Origin of the sequence: Amycolatopsis sp. NPDC001319 (assembly GCF_042896185.1) — a bacterium.
Taxonomy (GTDB): Bacteria; Actinomycetota; Actinomycetes; order Mycobacteriales; family Pseudonocardiaceae; genus Amycolatopsis.
Genome location: NZ_JBIAWY010000008.1, coordinates 448,052 through 470,806 on the forward strand (window position 1 = coordinate 448,052; position 22,755 = coordinate 470,806).

Genomic DNA, 22,755 nt, shown 5'->3' on the forward strand with positions numbered 1-22,755 from the left:
GGGGGTCACCTCCGGGCCGCGGCGACGAGCCGCTGGGTGTAGGGGTGGTGGGGGTCGTGGAAGAGCTGGTCGGTCAGGCCGCGCTCGACCACGCGGCCGAGCTGCATCACGATCGTGCGGTCGGTGAGCGCGTCGATCACGGAGAAGTCGTGGCTCACCACCACGGCCGCGATGTCGCGTTCGGACAGCAGGCCGCGCAGCAGGTCGAGCACACCCGCGGCCACCGACGCGTCGAGCCCGGTGGTCGGCTCGTCGAGCAGCACCACCGGCGGTTCGGTGGCCAGGGCCTTGGCGATCTGCACGCGCTGGCGCATGCCGCCGGAGAACGTGCCCACCGGGTCGTCCATTCGCGACAGAGGCACCTCGACGCGGTCGAGCAGCTCGGCCGCGCGGCGGCGGATGTCGTGGTAGCCGCGCCAGCCCGCCGCCGTGAGGCGCTCGGCGATGTTGCCGCCCGCGCTCACGCGCAGGTCGAGCCCGTCGGCCGGGTTCTGGTGCACCACGGCCATCGAGTCCACGCGCAGGCCGCGCCGCTGCGCGTCCGGCAGGGTCAGCAGGTCGGTGCGGCCGCCGTCCACAGTGGCCAGCCGCACCTCGCCGGCGGTGGCGCGCTCGTCGCCGATCACGCACGCCAGCACGGTCGACTTGCCCGAGCCCGACTCGCCGATCACGCCCAGCGCCTCGCCCGGCGCGACGTCGAAGGACACGTCCCAGGCCGCCACGATCGCGCCCGTCGCGGGGCTGACCGCGGTGCCGTGCTCCGGGCCGGTCCCGGGCACGGCGCCCGCGCCACCCGCGCCGTGCACCTTGCCGATGCCGGTGACCTTCAGCGCCCACTCGGGTGCGTCCGCGGCGATCTCGCGCCGCGGCATCTCGCGGTGTTCCGCCGTCACGGCGGCACGGGCGCGTCGGCTCGGATCCGGCAGCAGGCTCAGCGGTGCGCGGTGGTAGTGGGCGCTCACGTCGGCGTCGCCGGCGCGCACCCGGGCGCACCATTCGGTGTCGCTGCAGGCGTAGTCGCCCTTGGTGCCCGCCGCGACGAGGAACGAATCGTCGCGGCCGCACAGCTTGCACACCGCGCCGGGCGTGTACTCGACCTCGAACGGCACGTCGTCGAACGTCAGCGGGGTCACGTCGGTGTTGGGCGGCACGGCGTAGATGCGCTTCTCGCGGCCCGCGCCGAAGAGGTTCAGGTGCGGCGACTGGTGCAGCCGAGGCACGTCCCAGCGCGGGATCGGCGTCGTGGCCATCACGTACCGGCCGCCGACGAGCACGGGGTAGCCGGTGGTGCGGGTGATCATGCCGTTGCGGACGATGTCCTCGTACAGGCTCACCCACATCGCCGAGTAGTCGCCCTCGGCGTGCATCCGGCCGCACTCGGCCATGGACTTCTCGACGCCTCGCAAGGGTTCCGGCACCGGCACCTGGTACACGAGCACGTCGCCCTCCGACAACGCCTCCTCGGGCACGCGGTGTCGCGTTTGGACGATCGTCGCCTCGCGCGTGTCGGCCGTCTCCGTCGCGCCCGTGGTGGCGGCGATCATCCGGCGCAGGTTGGTGGCGTTGACACCGGCGTCGTCACCCTGGTCGATCACCTTCACCGTGTCGGCCGTGCCGACGACGGCGAGCGTCACCTGCAGGCCGCCCGAGCCCCAGCCGCGGGCCACCGGCATCTCGCGCGAGCCGAAGGGCACCTGGTAGCCGGGCACGCACACCGCGGTGAGCGCGGCGCGGCGGACCTCGCGCTTGCCGCCCTCGTCGAGGATGCCCGCCGGTTCGGCGACGGCTTCCAGGTCGGTGAGCAGTTGTTCGGTCGTGCTCATCAGCATTCTCCTCCGAAGGGCTCGGACTGCCGGGGCGCCGGTCCTTCACCGGCGGCGGCCGCGGCCTGCAGAGCCCGCTTGCGTTCCACCATCGAGCGGAACGTGACGTAGTGCGGGAGCTTGAGGTGCTCCAGGAAACCGCCGGAGTCGAGCCCGTCGGTGGTCAGCAGCAGCAGCTGCTCCAGCGGGCCGGACTTGCCGAAGCGGCGGTTGGCGATGTCGAGGTTCGCCATCGCGATGGCCTTGCGCTCGTTGTGGCCGAAGCACAGGCCGTAACCCACGTCGAAGCGGCTGCGGTCCTCCTCGGCGCCGTTGAGGTCCTCGATGGCCTCGGCCTCGGTCACGCGGAAGTTCCCGACGGACACGGGGTTTCCGGTGTGCGGGTGCTTCACGCGCAGCGGCAGCCGGCCGTGGCGGACCTCGCCGAGCGTAACCTCGTGGAGGTTGCCGTCGGGGCCGAGGATCGAGCGGTACCACAGCGACACCAGCGCGCCGGTCTCCGCGCGCGCCATGGCGGCCAGCGCGGCCGAGCGCGGGGCCGGCGGCCGGGCGGGCTTGCGCGTGAGGTCGAACGGCTCGGCGTCCTCGGCCTCACCACGGTGGTCCACGGCGAGGTCGAGCTCACGCAGCAGGTCGAGGAATCGCCGCGGCCGGCGCTGCTCGTCGGTGCGCGGCTTCGGAGTGCCGGCCACGTGCTCGTCGGCCCCGGGCTGCCCGGCCGGCTTCTCCAGCAGGCGCCCGGTGTAGTCGGTGGTGCGGCCCAGCAGCTGCGGGCCGTCCGGCTCGCGGAACGCCGGCACGATGCGGCGCAGGATCAGCATGTCGTCCGGGTCCACCGGCTCGCCGACGGCCAGGCGCGGCAACGTGGAGCGGTAGGCGCGCAGCAGGTGTGACGCCTCCAGCGGGTCGCCTTCGGCCTGGCGGAACGCCGCGGCGGCGGTGTCCTCGTCGAACAGGCCGGCCTCGCCCATCACGCGGTCGACCGCGAGCCGGAACCGCGCGACGATCTGCTCGGTGTCGGCCCACGCCACCGGCGCGTGGTCACGGGCGCGGCGCACCAGGTCTTCGGCCGCGAGGATGGCTTCGAGCCCGCCCCGGGCTCCCGAGTACCCCATCAGTCCTCCTCGATGATCGTGGTGGTGCGGGGCAGGCCGACGACGCGGCCGTCGTCCGTCACCAGCAGCACGTCGATCCCCGCCGGGTAGCCGGCCACGGCTTCGGCGCGCGCGGCGACGAAGCCCTCGGGCAGGCCGCGCGGGGCCAGAGTCAGTTCGCCGGGCACACCCGGTCCGGAGATCCGCCAGCGGCGGTCGCCACCGTCCACATCGGACACCGCGAGGGCGGCCAGTGCGGCGTCCTCCGGGGCCGGGGCGGTGCCGCGGCACAGGCGCGTGATCTCATCTGCGGTCACCGGGCGCACGGCGGCGACCAGCCGGGCGAGCTCGAGCGGCCGCATCGGCGCGGACGTCGCCAGCGCGACGGCGTCGGCCCACTTCGTGCTTTCTTCGAGCACGCAGACGCCGGTGCCGAGGTCGGCCAGCGCGAGGACCGGCAGCACCGCGGGATCCGTGCGGTGCACCAGATCCTGCGGAAGATCCTGCGGCGCGCCTGGCCGGGAAAGCGCTTCCAGCACGGTGCGGAACACCTGCTGCGACTCCGCGGGGCGCAGGACCGCGGCGGGTGCGGTGGCGGTGGACGTCATGGCGATCACGTCAGCTCCTCGAACTCGACGACGGTCGGGGCCAGCTCGGCCCATTCGCGTTCTTCCCGCTCGACGAGACGGCGGGCGACCTCCCGGCACAGCTCGTCCACTTCGGCCGCACGGGCCCGGCCGGCCTCGACCTCGGCGTCGAGCACCGCGGCGGCGAGCACGGCCGCGCGGTCGTCGCCGAGGCGCATGGCCCAGCCGCGGTGGCCGGCGAGCTCCACCTCGGCGCGGCACGCGAGCACGTCGCCGAGCAGGAACCGTTCACCCGCCACGGGTTCCCGCACCTGTGTCTGCACGGTGCCGACCTCCGGCGCGAGCAGCACGCGCACGTCGGCGCCGTCGGCGAGGCAGGCGTCGGCGAGCGCCCGCAGTTCGCCGGGTTCGGCTTCGGCCAGCAGGCCGCAGCGCTCCTCCCGGCCCAAGGGGTCAGTCACCCTGTTCTCCTTCACGTTTCGGGGGGAAGGCGGGGTCTTCCAGCTCCACCACGACGCGGACGGCGTCCATGCGCGTCCACGCGGTGCTGGTCATGAGGACCCGGCCGGATTCGGCGTCCCGGTTGACGCTTTCGATGCACCACACCGGGACCCTGGCTTCGATCTGCAGGCCGCGCAGCACCTCGGCGGGCGGGATGTCCACACTCGCCCGGAACCACGCGCGCACCGGCTGCACGCCGCCCAGCTGCCGCAGCACCAGGTCCACCGACTCCACGCTGTGCAGCGCGAGGTCGAGGTTCGGGGCCACGTCGACCGGGATCAGCTCCTCGGTCCAGGAGGCGAGCAGGTCGTCGATGTAGAAGTGGCGGATCACCCGGTGCACGGGCGAGCCCAGCGGCCGTTCCAGCTTCCGGGCCGCCGCCTCGCAGGCCTCGACGCGCTCCACGTCCTTGATCTGAGACCGGGGCGTGGCTCCGGCCGCGGCCACCGTGGCGTGCCAGGAGGGCGGCCGGCTGTGCGAGATCACGTAGTCGATCCGCCGGCTCACGAACGTGCCGGCGCCCTGCACGCGGCGCACGAGCAGCCGCCGTTCCAGCTCCTGCAGGGCCGAGCGGGCGGCCGCCCGGCCGACCCCGAAGCGGGTGGCGAGCTCCGGCTCGCTCGCCACCCGCGTCCCGGGTGCGTAGGCCACCAGCTCGGCGGCCAGCTGGTCGGCGATGTCGAGGTACCTCGTCGAGGTCATGTCACCCACAGTGCTCGCCGGGCTTGTCCGGACAACTGCGCCGTGGCCAACGCCCGCACGCCCGAAGGTGAACATCAGCGACAGTTGTTGCCCGCGGCTCAGCGCACGACGTGCCGGAGCCAGACCGAGAGCAGTTCTACGAGCAGCACCGTGGCGAACACCAGCAGCAGCACGGTGGTGACCACGCCGAACTCGATCACCCGGGAAGCGCTGAGCAGGTCGAACCCGATCCCGCCCGCCCCGACGATGCCCAGCAGCGTCGCCGAGCGGATGTTCGTGTCGAGCTGGTAGAGCACGTGGGCCACGAACGCGGGCGCGGCCTGCGGCAGCGTGCCGGTGAAGAACACCTGCCACCGCCCGGCCCCGGTGGCCCGGACCGCCTGCTCGACGCCCGGGTCGACCTCCTCCAGCGAGTCGGCCACGAGCTTGCCCAGCAGCCCGATCGCGCCCACGGCGAGCGCGAGCGTGCCTGCCACCGCGCCGAGGCCGGTGATCACCACGAACACGATCGCCAGCACCAGCTCCGGGATGCCGCGGATCAGCACGAGGATCATCCGGAACGTGCGCGCGACCCAGGCGGCCGGCGCCACGTTGCGCGCGGCCAGCGACCCGATCGGCACCGCCAGCACCGCGCCGAGCACCGTGGCGCCCAGCGCGATCTGCACGGTGACCCACAGGTCGTCGAGCAGCTGCCCGAAGATCCCGGACGTTTCCGGCGGCCAGAACAACCCCGCCGTCTGCCCGAGGTTGCCCAGCGCGCCGAAGAACTGCGCGGGGTCGAGGTCGGCACCCCACGCGGACGCCGCGATCGCCAGCACGGTCACCAGCGCGTAGGCGGCCTGGCGGACCCGGCGGAACGTCCACCCGGGACTGACCTGGTTCCCCCGCTGCACGGGGATCGCCACGGTCTTGCGGGTGTCCTGCCCGCGCAGCAGCGCGCGGCGGATGGCGCCCGAGAGCAGCTCCACCGCCACGCACAGCAGCAGCACCACGAGCGCGAGTGCCATCCCGCGCGGGTAGTCGAGCTGCTGGAACGCCGTGGCGATCGCGTAGCCGAGCCCGTCGACGCCGACGAACCCGAGCACCACCGAGACCCGCAGGTTGATGTCGAGCCGGTGCAGCGCGGTCGCGACGAACGCCGGCAGCACCTGCGGGAGCACGCCGGTCACGAGCTCCTGGAACGTCCCGGCGCCGCCCGCCCGCACGGCGGAACGGGCGCCTTCGTCGATCTGCTCGACCGCGTCGGCGTACAGCTTGCCCACCATGCCGACCGAGTGCAGGCCCATCGCCAGCACGCCGGTCATGGCGCCGAGGCCGAAGATGCGGAAGAACACGATGGCGAGCACCACGTCGGGCACCGCCCGGGCCAGCACGATGAGCGTGCGGGCCCCGGCGCGCACCGCGCGGTGCGGCGTCGTGTTCACCGCCGCGAGGATCGCCAGCGGCACGCTGATGATCACCGACAGCACCGTCGCGGACACCACGATCGCCAGCGTTTTCCCGCACAGCTCCAGCAGCTCGCCCACGGGCGGGAAGTCGAGCGGGAACATCCGGCCCGCAAAGTCGACGGCGTTGTCGGCGCTGTCGACGAACGTGGCGACGTTGATCTTCAGGTCCGCCACGGCCCACACGCCGACGGCGACGATCGCGGCGAGGACGAGCCACGCCGCCGTGCCACCGGCGCGCGGCCGGGCCAGGGTCCGCTGCGCCACGCGGTTGGCGGACAGCGGCGGCGCGGCGGTCATCCGACGGCCGCGGGCACGGGCAGCGGGGCCGCGGCCACCTTGGCGTACAGACCCATGGCCGCGTCGCGGTCCAGGCCGGCGACCGGGGTGTCGAGCACCGCCTGGCCGCCGCGCAGCCCGACCACGCGGTCGCCCCAGCTCAGCGCCAGGTCGACCTGGTGCAGGCTGCAGAGCACCGTGAGCTTCTGCTCGGCCCCGATCTCCCGGATCAGGGCCATGACCTGAGCCGACGACTCGGGGTCGAGCGAGGCCACCGGCTCGTCGGCGAGCAGGATCTCCGGGCGCTGCATCAGCGCCCGCGCCACGGCGACGCGCTGCTGCTGGCCGCCCGAGAGCGTGTCGGCCCGCTGGAACGCGCGGTCCAGCAGCCCCACGCGCTCGAGGTGGCCCAGCGCTTCGAGCCGTACCGCCTTCGGGTAGGTGAACAGGCCCAGCCGGGGGCCGCGCAGGCGCCCGAGGGCACCCGCGCACACGTTCTCCAGCACCGTGAGGCTGCCGATGAGGTGGAACTGCTGGAACACGAACCCGATCCGCCGGCGCAGGCGCCGCAGCTCACCGCCGCGCGCCCGGCCGACGTCGGTGCCGAGCACCGTGACCGAGCCGCCGGTGGGCCGCTGCAGCCCGTCGACGTGGCGCAGCAGCGTGGACTTGCCCGAGCCCGAAAGCCCGAGCAGCACCACGACCTCACCGGGGTGAACCTTCAGCGACACCTCGTCCAGCGCCCGGACCTCCGGCCCGAAGTGCTTGCTGACGCCGTCGAAGACGATGACCGGTTCGTCGGTCACGACGCGGTGCACTGCTTGTCCTTGGTGGTCGCGCAGACCTTGCGGACACCGGCGTAGAACGCGTCGTCGACCTTCGCGTAGCCCCAGTCGCCGGCGTCGTCGACCGCCTTGCAGGTGGTGGAGCAGAAGCCGTTGGCGTTGAGGTAGTCGACGTTGGCCTTGTTCTGGAACACGTCGGTGATCTTCGCCTTGAGGTCGGCGGAGAGGTCGTCGTCGATCGCGACCGGCGAGCCGGCGATGATGTCGGACTTCCAGACGGTGTTGATGTCGCCCTGCTTCAGCTGGCCCTTGTCGATCAGGATCTTGTCGACCATGACGTCCTCGGCGAAGCCGGCGTCGCACTGGCCGCTGTTGACGGCGAGCACGGACGCGTCATGACCACCGGTCATCACCGGGGTGATGTCCTTGACCGGGTCGATGCCGGCCTGCAGCAGCGCCGCCTTCGGGTACAGGTAGCCCGAGGTCGACGCCGGGTCGACGAAGCAGATCTTCTTGCCCTTGAAGTCGGCGATGCTCTTGATCGGCGAGCCCGCCTTGGTGATGCCGTAGGACTTGTAGCCGGGCGTTTCGCCCTTGGTCGTGATGCCGGCGGCGACCGGGCTGGCCTTCACGCCGCTGTTCTTGGCGAGCACGTAGGAGAGCGGGCCGTAGTTGGCGATGTCGACCTTGCCGCTGCGCTGCGCCTCGATCACCGCGGCGTAGTCGGTGGCCGGCTGGAACTTGATCTTCTTGCCGGTTTCCTTCTCGAGGAGGTTGATCACCGGCTGGAAGGACTGCTGGAGGCTCTGCGCGTTTTCGGACGGAACCGCCGAGAACGTGAGTTCGTCGGGGTTGCGACCACCACCATCGGCTGCGTTGCCGGTGTTCGTCGCCGCGCTCTGGCCGCACGCGGCCAGCAGGAAGGCGGCGGCCACGCCGAGGACGGCCGCGGCCGTGCGCCGGGGGAGACGGGACATCGGGGACTCTCCTTTTTTTCGCCCGGGTAGGGCGGCATGGTGTTGACGCCCTGAGAGTCGTTCCGGTCGATGCAGGTGAGGAGAAGCCGCGGTTACGCTGAGTAGAACTCCGTACGTCCCTTGGCTCAACCCGGTCGGAGGAGTGCCGTACCGGTGACCGGGACCTCGCCCCGCGTGTGGATCTCCGCCAAAAGCCGTGGTGATCGTGCCGCGGTTCGTGGTTGCATCGGGACCATGAACCTGGGGACCGACCGCTACGCCCGTGAAGTTCTCGCGCAGAGCGACGCTTTCGCGGCACTCGTCGACGGTGCCGACCCGGCGGTAACGGTTCCCACCTGTCCCGAGTGGACACTCGGTGAACTTGTGGGGCACGTCGGGCAAGCGGTGCGCTGGGCCGCCGCCGTGACGGCGAAGGGCGAGTTCGTGCCGCCGCGGCTGGTGCCGGAGGCGGCGGTGCCCGCCGAGCCGGCGCAGTGGGTGCGCTCGGCGGGGGAGACGCTCGTCGCGGCCGTCGCCGGGATCGGCGCCGAGCGGGACACGTGGACGTGGAGCAGTGACCTGCGGGCCGGGTTCTGGCTGCGCCGCATGACCCACGAGCTGGTGGTGCACCGCGCCGACGCGGCCGCCGCGCTCGGCGTGCCGTTCACCGTCGAGCCCGACCTCGCCGCCGACGCGATCACCGAGTTCGTCGAGCTGCTGCCCGACCGCATCCGGTACAACCCCGCTTCGCCGGTGGGGCAGCTGGCCGGCGCGGGGGAAGTGCTGCACCTGTCGGCGACCGACGGCGCGGGCGAGTGGCTGCTCACGCGCACGCCCGAGGGCCTCACCATGACGCACGAGCAGCCGGCCGAGCCGCCCGCCGTGACGGTGCACGGCCCGGCCGCCGACCTCGCGCTCGTGCTCTACGGCCGGCGATCCGCGGCCGAAGCGGGGCTGACCGTGACGGGGGACGCGGAGCTGTTCGAGTTCGTCCGCGAGACCGCCAAGTTCTGATCCTGTGCCGCTCAGCGGTACGACGCTCGAGTCGTCGCCCGGAGTTCAGGATCGATTCAGTGCTTTCTGCTAGCCTCCCCGTGATTCGCGGCTCACCGTGGTGCCGCTGCCGCCGCAGTGCCCACGGTTCTCGTCGAACGCGCTCCGGCCAGACCTTCGCAAGGAGTGACATGACACGCATCGTCCGGGTCAAGGGCCGCGAGGTGCTGGACAGCCGCGGGAACCCGACGGTCGAGGTCGACGTGGAGCTGGCCGACGGGTCGCGCGGGCGCGCGGCCGTGCCGTCGGGGGCGTCCACGGGTACGCGCGAAGCCGTGGAGCTGCGTGACGGCGACAAGTCCCGCTACCACGGCAAGGGCGTCCGCAAGGCCGTCGACGCGGTGAACGGCGAGATCGCCGAAGCCGTGACCGGCCTGGCGGCCGAGGCGCAGGCCGACGTCGACCGCGCGCTGATCGCGCTCGACGGCACCGCGAACAAGGCCCGTCTCGGCGCCAACGCGACGCTCGGCGTGTCGCTGGCCGTGGTGAAGGCCGCCGCGGCCGCCAACCACCTGCCGCTCTACCGCTACGTCGGCGGGGTCTACGCGCACCTGCTGCCGATGCCGATGATGAACATCATCAACGGCGGCGCCCACGCCGACAACCCGATCGACTTCCAGGAGTTCATGATCGGCCCGGTCGGCGCCGAGACGTTCGCCGACGCCGTGCGCATGGGCTCCGAGGTCTTCCACACGCTGCGCAAGTCGCTGCACGAGGCCGGGCACAACACCAACGTCGGCGACGAAGGCGGCTTCGCGCCGCAGCTCGGCTCGGCCGACGAGGCGCTCGAGTTCGTGGTGCGCGCGATCGAGCAGACCGGCTACACGCCGGGCGAGGACATCGCGCTGCTGCTCGACCCGGCCGCGTCGGAGTTCTACACCGGCGAGGTCTACGACTACGCCGGCGAAGGCCGCAAGCGCAGCATCGAAGAGCACGTGGCCTACCTCGAAGACCTCACGCGGCGCTTCCCCATCGTGTCCATCGAGGACGGTCTGGCCCAGGACGACTACACCGGCTGGAAGCAGCTCACCGACACCATCGGCGACCGCGTGCAGCTCGTGGGCGACGACCTGTTCTGCACCAACGTCGAGATCCTGAAGGACGGCATCGAGCGCGGCATCGCGAACTCGATCCTCATCAAGGTCAACCAGATCGGCACGCTCACGGAGACGCTCGCCGCCGTCGAGACCGCGCACAAGGCCGGCTACTCCGCCGTCATGTCGCACCGCTCGGGCGAGACCGAGGACACCACGATCGCCGACCTCGCCGTGGCCACCAACTGCGGCCAGATCAAGACCGGTTCGCTGTCGCGCTCGGACCGCACGGCGAAGTACAACCAGCTCCTGCGCATCGAGGAGGAGCTCGGCACCGAGGCCCGGTACGCGGGCCGCGCCACGCTGCGGGGCTGAAAAGGCCTGGCAGGACCCGATGGCGACGGGCGGCCCGGCCCGATCTTCCGCGACTAGTCTCACCGAGACTACTCACGAGCTACAGTGTCGGACGTGGAAGACGGAGCCGGGTTGTCGGCCGGGTTGTCGGCTGGGTTGTCACTGAGCGAGTGGATCGTGCTCTGCCTGGTGGCGGAGTCCCCGACGCACGGTTTCGCCCTCGTGCGGCTCACGTCGGAGGCCGGCGAGGTCGGCCGGGTCTGGCGGCTGCCGAAGCCCGTCGTCTACCGGGCTGTCGATCGGCTGCTGGCCCGCGGGTTCGTCGTCGGCGCGGGCACCGAGCCCGGCGACTCCGGCCCGCCGCGCGCGCTCGTGCAGGCCACGCCCGAAGGCCACGCCGCCGTCGGCGAGTGGCTCGCCCGCCCGGCCCGGCACGTGCGTGACGTGCGTTCGGAGCTGCTGGTGAAGCTCGCGCTGCTGGAGCGGCGCGGCGCCGACCCGGCGCCGTTGCTCGGCGAGCAGCGGCGGGTGCTGGACCGGATCGTCGACGGGCTCGAGAAGCAGCAGCGCTCCTCCGACGGGTTCGACACCGTGCTGCTCACCTTCCGGATCGAGAACGCGCGGGCGGCCGTCGCGTTCGTGGACGCGACCCTCGGCGGGCGGGCACCGCAGTACGCCGTCACGGGCGAGTAGGCGCCGGTGCTGGACGTCAGGCGCCTGCGGATCCTCGTCGCGGTGGTCGAAGGGGGTTCGTTCACCGCGGCCGCGCACCGGCTGCAGCTCACGCAGTCGGCGGTCTCGCAGCAGATGTCGGTGATCGAGCGCGAGGTCGGCATGTCGCTGCTCAAACGGCTGCCGCGCGGGGTCGAGCTGACCCCGGCGGGTGAGGTGCTGGCCGCGCACGCGAAGAGCCTGTTCGGCGAGCTCTCGGCGATCGAGCAGGAGGTGCGCTCGTCCGGCACCGAGCCGGCGGAGCTGCGGATCGAGGCGTTCGCGACCGCCGGTGTCGAGCTGCTGCCGCCGGTGGTGAAGGCGTTCCGCGAACAGCACCCCGGCGTGCGCCTGCGCCTGTCGGCCACCCACGGCGACGACGCGTTCAGCCGGCTGCGCGAGGGCGCCGCGCACGTGGTCCTGGTGTGGGGCTACGACTTCGCGCCGCAGCCGGTGGACCGCGGGCTGCACCACGTGGCGCTGCCGGACGACCCGCTGCACGTCGTGCTGCCGCTGGACCACCCGCTCGTCGACGCCGAAGAGGTGGCGCTGGCCGACCTGTCCGGCGAGCAGTGGGTGACGCGCACGCACCGAGCGCCGTACGAGCAGGCGTACGAGACGATGTGCCGCATCGCCGGGTTCGAACCGCAGATCACCTTCCGCGCGGCGGATTACCAGTCGCTGCAGGGACTCGTGGCCGCGGGCATGGGTGTGAGCCTCGTGCCGCGGCTGTCGCTGGCCGCGCACCGCAAGGACCTCGCCGACCGTCCGCTGGCCGGCCGCGGCTTCGCCCGGCGCGTCGCTGCGGTCACGCTGCCCGAGGCGCAGCGGTCGAAGCCGGTGGCGGATTTCCTGGAGGTACTGCGCTCGTCGGCCGGCGCCGGGTAAGTCCGCTGTGGACGGTCAGCGGCCGCGGGTCTGCTGCGCGATCGCGCCGGCGAACGTGGTCACCCGCGTGTAGACGCCGGGCTTGCCGGGTTTCGCGCAGCCGTCGCCGAAGGACACGATCCCGACGAGCGTGTCCCCGATGACGAGCGGGCCGCCGGAGTCGCCCTTGCAGGCGTCGACGCCGCCCTGCTGGTACCCCGCGCACACCATGCTCGCCGGGTCGTAGGAGTCGTAGGCCTGCTTGCACGTCGAGTCGCTCACCATCGGCACCACGGCGCTGCGCAGGTAGTCGGAGCGGTCGCCGCCGTCGGCGACGCGGCCCCAGCCGAGCACGGTGGCCTTCGTTCCGGCGGCGTACACGTCGGTGTCGCGGGCGATCGACGCCGCACGGCCCGGCAGGCGGCCGCGCACGGTCAGCACCGCGATGTCGTCGCCCTCTTCGGCCTTCTCGAAGTCCGGGTGCACCCAGGCTTTCGTGACGGAGAGCGTGCTGCCCTCGTCCGTGCGCTTGTCCTCGCGGCCGACGACGACGCGGATGTCCTTCGTGGACACCGCTTCCGCGCAGTGGGCCGCGGTCGCGACCGCCGAGCTGCCCACGATCACGCCGCCGCAGAACTGCGTGCCGGCGTCGTCCACGAGGTACACCGCGTACGGGTGATCGGCCAGTGAGGCCTTTTCCCCGCCGACGATCGCGCCCTGCGCGGCCGCTTCCGGTCCGGTGGCCACAGTGGTCAGTGCCGCCGCGCCGACCATCGCCGTGGCCCACACCGCCGCGGCGAGCACCGCGTTCGGACGTCTTCCGGGCAGTCGTATCTTCGGCATGAAAACCCCCTCGGCGCAAAGAAAACGATGGCAGACACGATAGCCGGGCCGAGGGGAAACCGATGTCGCTGAACCGGGTGGAAAAAAGCGTTGCGGGCAAAGGTGAACGGTCCGGCGGAGTGTCCCCGCCGGACCGTTCACCGTCGAGCTCAGGAGCAGAGCGGGGCGACGGGGAGGTCGGACCCGGTCTTCACGTAGGCGTCGGAGATGAAGTTGTCCGGGCCGATGCGGTCCCAGATCGTGCTGGTGCCGAATGTTCCGGTCACCGAAGAACCGTTGACGTAGCACTCGATGTTGACCTTGGCGTAGTTCGCCGCGAGGCCCTTGACGGCGGCCGTGGTGCTCGCGCTCGCCCGCACGTTCATCGGGTCGCCGGCGGTGCTCACGACCCCGGTCGCGGCGGCCGAACCGGTCCACAGGTAGGTCACCTTCACGTTGCCGTTGTCGGCGAGCCCGAGGCCGGAGTTGAACACGCCGTCGGCGAGGTCGATGCCGGCCGGGTTGCCCACGGTGTAGCCGAGGTCGTCCTTACCGCCGTTGTAGTGGTTGTGGTAGGCGGCATACGCCTCCGGCTGGCCCTGCGGCAGGTCCTTGTACTCCGAGCGGACCGAGGCCGGGTTCCAGTAGTCGTCCTTGGTGTTCCACGGGCCGACGTCCCACACCGGCGCGTACTCGCAGCGGCTTCCGTCGGTGCGGCACACCTTCACCGTGTAGTTCCCGGTGCCCTTGGGCGAGGTCGCCTTGCCCGAGGGCAGCGCGACGAAGTGGTCGTTGGCGGTGATCACGTGGCCGTTGGCGGTGGTGTGGCCGGTGAGGCCCTCGCGGGTGGCGTAGATCGTGTAGGTCAGCGGGGTCGTGGCCGCCAGCGCGTTGGCCTGCGGGGCCAGGGTGCCGGTCAGGTCGACCTCGCGCACGGTCGGGCGCACGCCGTCGGTGGTGCTGGACAGGGAGATCCGCGCCTGCACCACGCTCACCGCGCGGCCGAACGAGGCGGCCTGCGCGCCGGCCGGCGTCCACTCGGTCCAGTCGTCGGCGCCGGTGCGGCCGCGCACGTCGATCTGCACGTCGGTGCCCTTCGGCAGGTCCGCGGCGACGTTCGTCGTCACGCGATTCACCGGCGAGGCGAGCTGCTGCGCGGCGGAGACCAGGTAGCCCTGGCTGCCGGCGGTGAGCAGATCCGTTCTGTGCCAAGCGGAATCCTTCAGCGTCAGCGCTCCGCCCGCCGCCTCGACGTTGACGTCGTCGCCGTCGACGTGGGACAGGTCGGCGCGCCAGGACCCGGCCGGCGCGGCGCTCGCGGGCGCCGCCAGCGCCACCCCGCCCGTGGTGACCGCGCCTGCGGCCAGGACCGCCGCGACCACGCGGCGGGCCGTTGTCTTCCCGACTGTCTTCCCCAGCACGACACCCAACTCCTTCACTCGTCCGTCGCGAACGGTGAGGAGTCTGTGCGCGATCCGTACACGATCCGTACAACGCGGACGCCCGGCCGTGTATCACGGTGTGCCCCGGATTGTCCGGTTTGCCGATCATCTACATCGGACACTGCGGCGGCGGTAGCGCCGAAAGTAGGAAGATCACCAGGTGGGACAACGGCACGTCAGTTTCCGTGGGCGCCGTGGACACGTGAGCTTCCGCCGTGTAGGTCTATGCATCGGGCAAGTACTGGAACGATCCTGGGGACGGTTGATGGCGGGGTACCTGGCGCGCCGCGTCCTGCAGTCGGTCGTGGTGGTGGTGCTGGTCGCGGTGCTCACGTTCGTGCTGCTCCAGCTGCTGCCGGGCGGGCCGGCCCGCGCGATCCTCGGGCCGAAGGCCACGCAGCTGCAGATCCGGACGTTCCTCCACGACAACGGCTACGACCGTCCGCTGGTCACGCAGTTCCTCACGTGGGCCGGGCGCGTGCTGCACGGTGATCTCGGTTACTCGTACAAGCTCAACCAGCCGGTGACCGACGTGATCGCCGATCACCTGCCCAAGACGATCCTGCTCATGACACTGTCCACTTTGGTCGCTCTCGTGGTGGCGGTGCCGCTGGGCGTGTACCAGGCGCGCAAGCGCAACACCCTGGGCGACTACGTGGCGACCGGCCTGTCGTTCGCGTTCTACTCGATGCCGAGCTTCTTCCTCGGCGAGATCCTCGTGCTGCTGTTCGCGGTGCAGCTGCAGTGGTTCTCCCCACTCGGACCGAGCGGCGACTCGCTGGGCGAGATCCTGTCGCAGGCACCGGCGCTCGTGCTGCCCGTGCTCACGCTGGCGCTGATCACCATCGCGTCGTTCAGCCGTTACGCGCGCTCGTCGGTGATGGAGAACCTCAGCCAGGACTACGTGCGCACCGCGCTGGCGGGCGGGGCGAGCGAGGGCAAGGTGCTCACGCGCCACGTGCTGCGCAACTCGCTGATCCCGATCGTCACGCTGCTGGGGCTTTCGCTGCCGCAGCTGTTCGCGGGCGCGCTCATCACCGAGCAGGTGTTCAACTACCCGGGCATGGGCTTCACGTTCATCCAGGGTGCCCAGGTGCACGACTACCCGGTGCTGCTGGGGATCGGGCTCGTCGTCGCGCTCGCGACGGTGGCCGGCTCCCTGCTCGCCGACATCGGCTACGCCGTGCTCGACCCGAGGGTGAAGTACTGATGACCGACCAAGCCGCGGCTCCGGTGGCACCCCCGCGCTCCACGGCGCGGGCGACCCTGCGGGCCTTCCTCGAGAACCGCCTGGCGGTCGCGGGACTCGTGTTGATCGTCTTGTTCGTGCTGTTCTGCTTCTTCGGCCCGCTCGTCTACCACACCGAGCAGATCGCGACGAACCTCTCGGGCGCCAACCAGCCACCGGGCGCGGGCCACCCGCTGGGCACCGACGACGTGGGCTACGACGAGCTCGGCCGGCTCATGGTCGGCGGCCGGTCGTCGCTCGAAATCGGCGTCGCGGCGGCGGTGCTCGCGACCGTGTTCGGCACGTTCTGGGGTGCCATCGCGGGTTACGTCGGCGGGTTCGTCGACGCGGTGATGATGCGCATCGTCGACACCCTGCTGGCCATCCCCACGCTGTTCCTGCTGCTGATCCTCGCCGCGATCTTCACGCCGACGCTGGGGCTGCTGATCGTCGTGGTGTCGTTCGGCGCGTGGCTCAGCCCGGCCCGGCTCGTGCGCGGCGAGACGCTTTCACTGCGTACCCGCGAGTACGTGCAGGCCGTGCGGATGATGGGCGGCGGCGGGAAACGCGTGGTGCTGCGCCACATCATGCCCAACGCGATCGGCACCATCGTGGTCAACGCGACCTTCCAGGTCGCCGACGCGATCCTGCTCGTGGCCGCGCTGAGCTACCTCGGCCTCGGCATCGCGCCGCCGCACGCCGACTGGGGCAACATGCTGTCCAACGGCACCGAGTTCGTGCAGAACGGCTACTGGTGGATGATCCTGCCGCCCGGCATCGCGATCATGCTCGTGGTCGTGGCGTTCAACCTGCTCGGCGACGCCCTGCGCGACGCGCTCGAAGTGCGGCTGCGGAGGCGCTGAACCCCATGGAACCCGTTCTGCGCCTGGAAGAACTGCACACCACCATCGACGTCCGCGACGGCGTCGTCCGCCCCGTCGACGGTGTGACGCTGGAAGTCGGCCGCGGCGAGCTGCTCGGGCTCGTCGGCGAGTCCGGCAGCGGCAAGACGATGACGGCCCTGTCGATCCTGCGGCTGCTCCCGCCCGGCGGGCGCATCGCGTCGGGCCGGATCCTGCTCGGCGACGACGACCTCGCGGCCATGACCCCCGCCGAGCTGCGTGAGGTCCGCGGCAAGCGCATCGGCACGGTGTTCCAGGACCCGATGACCTCGCTCAATCCGTCGCTGCCCATCGGGCGCCAGGTGAGCGAACCACTGGAGCTGCACTCGACGCTGTCCCGGCGCGAGCTGCACGAGCGCGCCGTCGCGATGCTCGATCTGGTGCGGCTGCCGGACGCGCGCAAGCGCGCCGAGGACTACCCGCACCAGCTCTCGGGCGGCATGCGCCAGCGCGTGATGATCGCCCGCGCGCTGGTGTGCGAGCCGGAGCTGCTCATCGCCGACGAGCCGACCACCGCGCTCGACGTGACCGTGCAGCACCAGATCCTGGAGCTGATCGACGACCTGCGCCTCCGCCTGGGCATGGCCGTGATCCTCGTGACGCACGACCTCGGCGTGGTCGCGGGCCGCGCCGACCGCGTCGCCGTGATGTACGCCGGGAAGATCGCCGAGCTCACGGACACGCGCCGGCTGTTCGGCAACCCGCGCCACCCGTACACCGAGGCGTTGTTCGAGGCGCTGCCGGAGAACTCGGCCGAGTCGGGGGAGAAGCTCTACAGCATCCCCGGCCTGCCGCCCGACCTGCGCGAACCGCCGGCCGGCTGCCGCTTCGCGCCGCGTTGCCGCTACGCGACCGAGGAGTGCGTCGAGAAGGACCCGGAGCTGCGCGCCGACGTGGCCGGGCACGAGTACGCGTGTTTCCACCCGGTCGGTTCGGCGCGGGTCGAGGAACCGTCGGCCGTGGTCCGCGTACACGAGCGGGCGGGCGCGCCGGCTTCGGAGCCGACGACGGGCGCGCCGCTGCTGGAAGTCGAGAACCTGGTGAAGGACTTCCCCGTCACCAAGGGCGCGGTGCTGCGGCGCCGCACAGGCACGGTGTCCGCCGTCGCCGGGGTGAGTTTCTCCGTGGCGGAGGGGGAGACGTTCGGGCTCGTCGGGGAGTCGGGCTGCGGCAAGACGACCGTGGGCCGGGCCGTGGTCGGGCTCGACGAACCGACGTCGGGCCACATCCGGATCGGCGGCACGGAGCTGACTTCCTTGCGTGGCGCCGAGTTGCGGCAGCGCCACCGCGACACGCACCTGGTGTTCCAGGATCCGTACGCCTCGCTCGACCCGCGCATGCGCGTCGGCGCGATCCTGGCCGAGCCGTTGGAGATCCACGGCGCCGGCACCCGGGCGCAGCGCAGCGCGCGGGTCCGCGAGCTGCTGGGCGAGGTGGGGCTGCCCGCCGACGCGGCGCAGCGGTACCCGCACGAGTTCTCCGGCGGGCAGCGCCAGCGCGTCGGGCTCGCGCGGGCCCTGGCGCTGGAGCCGAAGCTGATCGTGGCCGACGAGCCGGTGTCGGCGCTGGACGTGTCCGTGCAGGCGCAGATCCTGAACCTGATGAACGACCTGCGCGAGCGCCACGGGCTCACGTACGTGTTCATCTCCCACGACCTGTCCGTGGTGCGGTACCTGGCGCAGCGCATCGGCGTGATGTACCTGGGCAAGCTCGTGGAGGTCGGCCCCGCCGCGGAGGTGCACGGCCGTCCGCGGCACCCGTACACGCGGGGGCTGATCGACACGGTCCCGGTCGCCGATCCGTGGGCGGCCCGCCAGAGCGGCGGCGTCTCGGGCGAGCTGCCGTCCGCGATCTCGCCGCCGTCGGGCTGCCGCTTCCGCACGCGCTGCCCGTTCGCGCAGGAGATCTGCGCCGAAGAGGAGCCCGTGCTGCGGCCGTTCGGCGCCGGGCACGAGGCGGCCTGCCACTTCCCGCTCGACGCCGCTGGTGAGCACGACGAGACGAAGGTCTACCAAGGAGAGAACGGATGAGACTGCGCAAGGCACTCGTGGCGCCGGTGGTGGTGCTGGCCGCGGCCGCGCTCGCCACCGCGTGCAGCGGCGGGAGCTCGAGCTCGGGCGGCGGCACCCCGACCGAAGGCGGCACGGCCGTGTTCGCCGAATCGCCGGGCACCCAGCCGAACTGGATCTTCCCGTTCGTGGACTCGGCGCACAACAGCGGTTACGCGACCGGCGACCTGCAGCAGCTCATGTACCGCGAGCTGTACTGGTTCGGCGACGCGAACGGCGGCACCGGCGTCAACACCACCAAGAGCCTCGCCGACCCACCGGTGTTCAGCGACAACAACACCAAGGTGGTGATCAACGTCAAGCCGTACAAGTGGTCCAACGGCGAGACGGTGAACGCCAAGGACGTGGTGTTCTGGATGAACATGATGTTCGCGGAGAAGGCCAACTGGTACGGCTACGTGCCGGGCCAGTTCCCGGACAACGTGAAGTCCGCGACGGCGACCGGGCCGCAGCAGGTGACGCTGCAGCTCACCGACTCGTACTCGCCGACGTGGTTCACCGGCCAGGAGCTCGCGCAGATCGCGCCGCTGCCGATGGCGTGGGACAAGACGTCGGACTCCGCGGCCGCGGGCAGCGGCGGCTGCGCGGACGACCGCGCGAAGTGCGACGCGGTGTACAAGTACCTGTTCACCAAGAGCAAGGACCTCTCGACCTACGCGACGGATCCGTTGTGGCAGGTCGTGGACGGGCCGTGGCACCTGACGTCGTTCGACGCCGAGGGCAACATCAGCTACGACCCGAACCCGAAGTACAGCGGGCCGGACAAGCCGCACCTGGCGCACTACAAGATGCAGCCGTTCACGAGCACCAGCGCGGAGTTCAACACGCTGCGCAGCGGCCGGACCATCTCCGTCGGCGGCGTGCAGGGTGCGGACCTGCCGCAGAAGAAGGCGAGCGAGAAGGTGCCGGCGACGAACCCGTTGCAGGCCAACTACAACCTCGTGCCCGCCGCGGCGTGGGGCTGGAGCTCGACGATCCTGAACATGGACAACCCGAAGTTCGGGGCGGTGTTCAAGCAGCTCTACGTCCGGCAGGCGTTCCAGCAGACCCTGGACCAGGTGACGGACGTGAACGTCGCCTACCGCGGCTACGCCACCGTGACCACCGGCCCGGTGCCGACCAACCCCGACAACTCCTACGTGACCGACGCCGAGCGCGGCGCGGGCCCGTACCCGTTCGACAAGACGAAGGCGAAGGCCCTGCTGACGTCACACGGCTGGACCCTGCAGAACGGCGCCATGACCTGCACCGCACCCGGCACCGCCCCGAACCAGTGCGGCGCCGGCGTCGCGGCGGGCACGCGGCTGGAGTTCAACCTGCAGTACTCGACCGGCAACCCCGCGTACGGGCGGATCATGCAGCAGTGGAAGTCGGACGCCGCCGAGGCGGGCATCGTGTTCGACCTGAAGGGCCAGGAGTTCAACGCGCTGCTGGGCGACGTCAGCGACTGCCACGGCTCCGGCCCCGCGTGCGACTGGCAGATGGGCTACTTCGGGTACCAGCAGTACAACGCCGTGCCCACCGGTGACCAGCTGCTGCTCCCCGGCTCCACCGGCAACATCGGCAACTACGACGACCCGCAGCTGGACAAGCTCATCGAGGCCACGCTGCACAGCGACGACAAGAACGCCTTCGCCGCCTACGAGGACTACGCGACGAAGACCCTGCCGGGCCAGATCAACATGCCCCTGCGCGGCCCGATGGAGGTCGTCGCGAAGGACCTCGGCGGCGTCTCGTTCCCCGCGGTCCAGACGGCGCGCAGCCCCGAGGACTGGTACTTCACGAAGTAGGTTTTTCTTCGAGGGGCCGCCCTTTTCCGAGGGGCGGCCCCTCTTTTTTGTGCTGTTGCCCGAGGCGGATCAGTCGTCGCCCCTTCGCCCGAGCCGCAGCAGCTCGAACACGAAGATCCACGTCAGTATCCCCACCAGCACGCTCCCGCCCAGCCAGCTCCACCACGTGGCCGCCGACCACCACAGGCTCGCCACCAGGAACCCCAGCCCGGCGACGATGCCCAGGCCCGCCATCTGGACCGTGCGAATCCCGGTCCTTCGGTCGTTCATGGCGGAGAAGATTACTGAGACTCAGGGTAGAGCGACGCCGCCGAACGAAGGACACGATCTTGCCTCGCTGCTCCGTTCGAGCGCTACCCTTCGTGACCGCTGCCCGGAACTACCACCGAGGGTGGCCTTTGTCCTCTTGGCAGGCGATCTTTCGGGGCTGTGGCGGGTAATGCGGGGATCCTGGAACGCCGTCGGGAAGCCCCGGCCGAAAACCGTTCGGCGCCACCCCCCGACGCTGCTACCGTGCGCGCCATGAGCAGTCCCGAGGCGAACAGAGTGGCGCCACCGGTCGAGCGGTGGCGTTGCGGAGTTTGTGTTCCCTAGCGGCCGTGTTCTCCAGTAGCTGCCGTATTCCCCGGTAGCCGAGGCCAGACGCTCCGATCGACCGTGCCTTCTTTCACCGTCCGAACAGGACGGTCACGTCGATCTCGGGAGTGTCTGTGTTGCCGTATCTGCTCGCCCTCGCCGTGTTCGCCCAGGGGACGTCGGAGTTCATGGTGTCGGGCCTGGTGCCCGGCGTGGCGCGGGACCTGGGGGTCTCGCCGGCCGCCGCGGGGTCGCTGACGGCGGTGTTCGCCGTGGGGATGGTGGTCGGGGCGCCGGTGCTGGCGGTGGCCGGCCGGGGGTGGCCGCGGCGGAGCGCGCTGCTGGGGTACCTCGGGGTGTTCATCACGGTGCACGTGGTGGGGGCGCTGGCGCCCGGGTTCGGCATCCTGCTCGGCACGCGGCTGCTGGCCGCGCTGGCGACGGCCGGGTTTCTCGCCGTCGCGCTGACCGTGGCGGCCGATGCCGCGCCCGGCGCCGAGGGGCGGGCGACCGCCGTGGTGCTGACCGGGACGACACTGGCGTGCATCGCCGGAGTGCCGGCGGGCGCCGTGCTCGGGCAGGTGTGGGGGTGGCGCTCGGCGTTCTGGGCGGTCGCGCTGGTGTCCGTGCCCGCGTTCGCCGCCATCGCGCGGTGGGCGCCCAGGACGAAAACCGCGAGTGCACCCGTCATGGCCGAGTTCGCGGTGCTGAAGCGACCACGGGTGCTGGCCGCGCTCGGCCGGGGCGCGCTCGTCAACGGCGCCACCTTCGCCGTGTTCACCTACCTCGCCCTGCTGGCGGACTCGAACGGCGGCCGGCTGCCCGTCCTCCTCGCGTTGTTCGGCCTCGGGGCGTCCGCCGGGGTCGCGCTCGCCGGCCGGCGTCCGGCCACGCGAAAGACGCAAGTGGCGCTCGCCGTCGGCTGGCTCGCCCTCGCGTTCGGCGCGGGGAACGCGACCGTGCTGCTCGTTCTCGTCCCCGTGCAGGCACTGCTGTCGTTCGCCGTCGGGTCCACCGCCGTCGCGCAGGTGCTGCGCGCCGCCCCGGACGCGCCGGCGCTGAGGGGTGCGTTCGCCACCGCGGCGCTCAACGTCGGCGCGGCCGCCGGGCCGTGGCTCGCCGCCGGCCTCATCGGCACCGGTCACCGCGCGCCGGTGTGGCTCGCCGTCGTCCTCGCGACCGCGGCACTGGCGATCCGAGAGCAGTGCTCTTGACAACGCGAACGATAAGGGTGAACACTGCTTCCGACAGAGAGCACTGCTCTCACTTCAAGGAGGCGACCGTGATCGAGACCGTGTGGCGCTGGGGAAACCTGGGCCTGGCTTTCCTGCTGGAGCTGGCCGCGATCGTCGCGCTCGGGTACTGGGGGTTCCACACGGGGGAGTCCACCGCGGGCAGGCTGCTGCTCGGCCTGGGCGCGCCCGCCGTGGGCATCGGCCTGTGGGCCCTGTTCGCCGCGCCGACCGCGAAGCTGCACACGCCGCTGCTCTACGCGCTCACCGTCGTCGTGGTGGTCGGCGGCGCCGGCGCGGGCTTGTGGTTCTCGGGCCTGCGGACGCTCGGGCTCCTGCTACCCGCCCTGTTCGTCGCGAACCTCGCCGTGGTGAAGCTGATGCACCTCGACGCCGCGACGGCCTAGGTGTATTTGGCCAGGACGTTGGTAGCGGAAGGTTCTGGTTGACGTGGGGAGAACCTCCGGTTGAGGTGTGGCTTGTCTAGGACCCACGTCAACCGG

General features: G+C 71.6%; 21 protein-coding genes. 10 read left to right on the forward strand and 11 right to left on the reverse strand.

The annotated features are described in order from the left end of the window. Window positions 1-5: 5 nt before the first annotated feature. The 8 genes from ACFY1H_RS30865 to ACFY1H_RS30900 form a co-directional block, all read right to left on the reverse strand. Window positions 6-1,823 (reverse strand): alpha-D-ribose 1-methylphosphonate 5-phosphate C-P-lyase PhnJ, encoded by a 1,818-nt coding sequence (locus ACFY1H_RS30865; RefSeq protein ID WP_386952120.1) that lies wholly within the window; start codon window positions 1,821-1,823, stop codon window positions 6-8. Next, entirely contained in the window at window positions 1,823-2,938 is a 1,116-nt protein-coding gene (locus ACFY1H_RS30870; RefSeq protein ID WP_386952123.1) for a carbon-phosphorus lyase complex subunit PhnI, read from the reverse strand. The genes ACFY1H_RS30865 and ACFY1H_RS30870 overlap by 1 nt, the downstream gene beginning before the upstream one ends. Next, window positions 2,938-3,525: a phosphonate C-P lyase system protein PhnH gene (gene phnH, locus ACFY1H_RS30875; RefSeq protein ID WP_386952188.1), complete on the reverse strand. Its 588-nt coding sequence runs from the start codon at window positions 3,523-3,525 to the stop codon at window positions 2,938-2,940. Before phnH ends, ACFY1H_RS30870 begins: the two co-directional genes overlap by 1 nt. A 5-nt stretch (window positions 3,526-3,530) precedes the next feature. Next, window positions 3,531-3,965 carry a phosphonate C-P lyase system protein PhnG gene (locus ACFY1H_RS30880; protein ID WP_366587832.1) on the reverse strand — a complete coding sequence of 145 codons (435 nt, stop codon included), beginning with the start codon at window positions 3,963-3,965 and terminating at the stop codon, window positions 3,531-3,533. Further along, complete coding sequence (locus ACFY1H_RS30885; protein WP_366587835.1) at window positions 3,958-4,707, reverse strand: GntR family transcriptional regulator; 750 nt, start codon at window positions 4,705-4,707, stop codon at window positions 3,958-3,960. Before ACFY1H_RS30885 ends, ACFY1H_RS30880 begins: the two co-directional genes overlap by 8 nt. 98 nt (window positions 4,708-4,805) lie before the next feature. Next, window positions 4,806-6,452 (reverse strand): phosphonate ABC transporter, permease protein PhnE, encoded by a 1,647-nt coding sequence (gene phnE, locus ACFY1H_RS30890; protein ID WP_386952126.1) that lies wholly within the window; start codon window positions 6,450-6,452, stop codon window positions 4,806-4,808. Beyond that, on the reverse strand, window positions 6,449-7,237 hold the full coding sequence (phnC, locus tag ACFY1H_RS30895) for a phosphonate ABC transporter ATP-binding protein (protein ID WP_366587840.1): 789 nt from the start codon (window positions 7,235-7,237) through the stop codon (window positions 6,449-6,451). Before phnC ends, phnE begins: the two co-directional genes overlap by 4 nt. Further along, window positions 7,234-8,193 carry a phosphate/phosphite/phosphonate ABC transporter substrate-binding protein gene (locus ACFY1H_RS30900; protein ID WP_366587842.1) on the reverse strand — a complete coding sequence of 320 codons (960 nt, stop codon included), beginning with the start codon at window positions 8,191-8,193 and terminating at the stop codon, window positions 7,234-7,236. Before ACFY1H_RS30900 ends, phnC begins: the two co-directional genes overlap by 4 nt. 234 nt (window positions 8,194-8,427) lie before the next feature. On the opposite strand from ACFY1H_RS30900, the gene ACFY1H_RS30905 reads away from it, so the two are divergent. The 4 genes from ACFY1H_RS30905 to ACFY1H_RS30920 all read left to right on the forward strand — a co-directional run bounded on the left by ACFY1H_RS30905 (window position 8,428) and on the right by ACFY1H_RS30920 (window position 12,212). Beyond that, window positions 8,428-9,186 (forward strand): maleylpyruvate isomerase family mycothiol-dependent enzyme, encoded by a 759-nt coding sequence (locus tag ACFY1H_RS30905; RefSeq protein ID WP_366587845.1) that lies wholly within the window; start codon window positions 8,428-8,430, stop codon window positions 9,184-9,186. 170 nt (window positions 9,187-9,356) lie between these two features. Further along, window positions 9,357-10,634: a phosphopyruvate hydratase gene (gene eno / locus ACFY1H_RS30910; protein WP_366587847.1), complete on the forward strand. Its 1,278-nt coding sequence runs from the start codon at window positions 9,357-9,359 to the stop codon at window positions 10,632-10,634. Window positions 10,635-10,727: 93 nt separating this feature from the next. Further along, entirely contained in the window at window positions 10,728-11,306 is a 579-nt protein-coding gene (locus ACFY1H_RS30915; RefSeq protein WP_366587850.1) for a PadR family transcriptional regulator, read from the forward strand. Window positions 11,307-11,312: 6 nt separating this feature from the next. Next, window positions 11,313-12,212, forward strand: coding sequence for a LysR family transcriptional regulator (locus ACFY1H_RS30920; protein ID WP_386952133.1), 900 nt, complete (start codon window positions 11,313-11,315; stop codon window positions 12,210-12,212). Between the two features lie 15 nt (window positions 12,213-12,227). On the opposite strand, the gene ACFY1H_RS30925 is transcribed toward ACFY1H_RS30920, so the two are convergent. Continuing rightward, window positions 12,228-13,034, reverse strand: a complete 807-nt coding sequence (locus ACFY1H_RS30925) for a S1 family peptidase (protein ID WP_386952137.1) — start codon at window positions 13,032-13,034, stop codon at window positions 12,228-12,230. A gap of 149 nt (window positions 13,035-13,183) precedes the next feature. Further along, window positions 13,184-14,434, reverse strand: coding sequence for a hypothetical protein (locus tag ACFY1H_RS30930; protein ID WP_386952139.1), 1,251 nt, complete (start codon window positions 14,432-14,434; stop codon window positions 13,184-13,186). A gap of 286 nt (window positions 14,435-14,720) precedes the next feature. Between ACFY1H_RS30930 and ACFY1H_RS30935 the strand changes: the two genes are divergently transcribed. Genes ACFY1H_RS30935 through ACFY1H_RS30950 form a run of 4 tightly spaced genes read left to right on the forward strand, consistent with a single transcriptional unit; the run spans window position 14,721 to window position 20,444 of the window. Next, window positions 14,721-15,665, forward strand: coding sequence for an ABC transporter permease (locus tag ACFY1H_RS30935; RefSeq protein ID WP_366587859.1), 945 nt, complete (start codon window positions 14,721-14,723; stop codon window positions 15,663-15,665). Beyond that, the gene (locus ACFY1H_RS30940) at window positions 15,665-16,546 is read left to right on the forward strand and encodes an ABC transporter permease (RefSeq protein WP_366587861.1); all 882 of its coding nucleotides are present in this window, start codon (window positions 15,665-15,667) and stop codon (window positions 16,544-16,546) included. Before ACFY1H_RS30935 ends, ACFY1H_RS30940 begins: the two co-directional genes overlap by 1 nt. A gap of 5 nt (window positions 16,547-16,551) precedes the next feature. Then, the gene (locus ACFY1H_RS30945) at window positions 16,552-18,615 is read left to right on the forward strand and encodes a dipeptide ABC transporter ATP-binding protein (RefSeq protein WP_386952143.1); all 2,064 of its coding nucleotides are present in this window, start codon (window positions 16,552-16,554) and stop codon (window positions 18,613-18,615) included. Further along, the gene (locus ACFY1H_RS30950) at window positions 18,612-20,444 is read left to right on the forward strand and encodes an ABC transporter substrate-binding protein (RefSeq protein ID WP_386952146.1); all 1,833 of its coding nucleotides are present in this window, start codon (window positions 18,612-18,614) and stop codon (window positions 20,442-20,444) included. The genes ACFY1H_RS30945 and ACFY1H_RS30950 overlap by 4 nt, the downstream gene beginning before the upstream one ends. Window positions 20,445-20,513: 69 nt before the next feature. Here ACFY1H_RS30950 and ACFY1H_RS30955 read toward each other — a convergent pair whose 3' ends face one another. Beyond that, window positions 20,514-20,714 (reverse strand): hypothetical protein, encoded by a 201-nt coding sequence (locus tag ACFY1H_RS30955; protein ID WP_366587869.1) that lies wholly within the window; start codon window positions 20,712-20,714, stop codon window positions 20,514-20,516. Between the two features lie 434 nt (window positions 20,715-21,148). On the opposite strand from ACFY1H_RS30955, the gene ACFY1H_RS30960 reads away from it, so the two are divergent. After that, window positions 21,149-22,234, forward strand: a complete 1,086-nt coding sequence (locus tag ACFY1H_RS30960; RefSeq protein ID WP_386952149.1) for an MFS transporter — start codon at window positions 21,149-21,151, stop codon at window positions 22,232-22,234. A gap of 68 nt (window positions 22,235-22,302) precedes the next feature. Next, window positions 22,303-22,659: a YrdB family protein gene (locus ACFY1H_RS30965; RefSeq protein ID WP_366587874.1), complete on the forward strand. Its 357-nt coding sequence runs from the start codon at window positions 22,303-22,305 to the stop codon at window positions 22,657-22,659. The last annotated feature ends 96 nt before the right edge of the window (window positions 22,660-22,755 follow it).

Excerpts from the sequence above, each read along its gene's own strand:
- ACFY1H_RS30865 (WP_386952120.1), bottom strand. The coding sequence starts at position 1,823 with ATGAGCACGACCGAACAACTGCTCACCGACCTGGAAGCCGTCGCCGAA.
- ACFY1H_RS30870 (WP_386952123.1), bottom strand. The coding sequence starts at position 2,938 with ATGGGGTACTCGGGAGCCCGGGGCGGGCTCGAAGCCATCCTCGCGGCC.
- phnH (WP_386952188.1), bottom strand. The coding sequence starts at position 3,525 with ATGACGTCCACCGCCACCGCACCCGCCGCGGTCCTGCGCCCCGCGGAG.
- ACFY1H_RS30885 (WP_366587835.1), bottom strand. The coding sequence starts at position 4,707 with ATGACCTCGACGAGGTACCTCGACATCGCCGACCAGCTGGCCGCCGAG.
- phnE (WP_386952126.1), bottom strand. The coding sequence starts at position 6,452 with ATGACCGCCGCGCCGCCGCTGTCCGCCAACCGCGTGGCGCAGCGGACC.
- ACFY1H_RS30900 (WP_366587842.1), bottom strand. The coding sequence starts at position 8,193 with ATGTCCCGTCTCCCCCGGCGCACGGCCGCGGCCGTCCTCGGCGTGGCC.
- ACFY1H_RS30905 (WP_366587845.1), top strand. The coding sequence starts at position 8,428 with ATGAACCTGGGGACCGACCGCTACGCCCGTGAAGTTCTCGCGCAGAGC.
- eno (WP_366587847.1), top strand. The coding sequence starts at position 9,357 with ATGACACGCATCGTCCGGGTCAAGGGCCGCGAGGTGCTGGACAGCCGC.
- ACFY1H_RS30925 (WP_386952137.1), bottom strand. The coding sequence starts at position 13,034 with ATGCCGAAGATACGACTGCCCGGAAGACGTCCGAACGCGGTGCTCGCC.
- ACFY1H_RS30935 (WP_366587859.1), top strand. The coding sequence starts at position 14,721 with ATGGCGGGGTACCTGGCGCGCCGCGTCCTGCAGTCGGTCGTGGTGGTG.
- ACFY1H_RS30940 (WP_366587861.1), top strand. The coding sequence starts at position 15,665 with ATGACCGACCAAGCCGCGGCTCCGGTGGCACCCCCGCGCTCCACGGCG.
- ACFY1H_RS30945 (WP_386952143.1), top strand. The coding sequence starts at position 16,552 with ATGGAACCCGTTCTGCGCCTGGAAGAACTGCACACCACCATCGACGTC.
- ACFY1H_RS30950 (WP_386952146.1), top strand. The coding sequence starts at position 18,612 with ATGAGACTGCGCAAGGCACTCGTGGCGCCGGTGGTGGTGCTGGCCGCG.
- ACFY1H_RS30955 (WP_366587869.1), bottom strand. The coding sequence starts at position 20,714 with ATGAACGACCGAAGGACCGGGATTCGCACGGTCCAGATGGCGGGCCTG.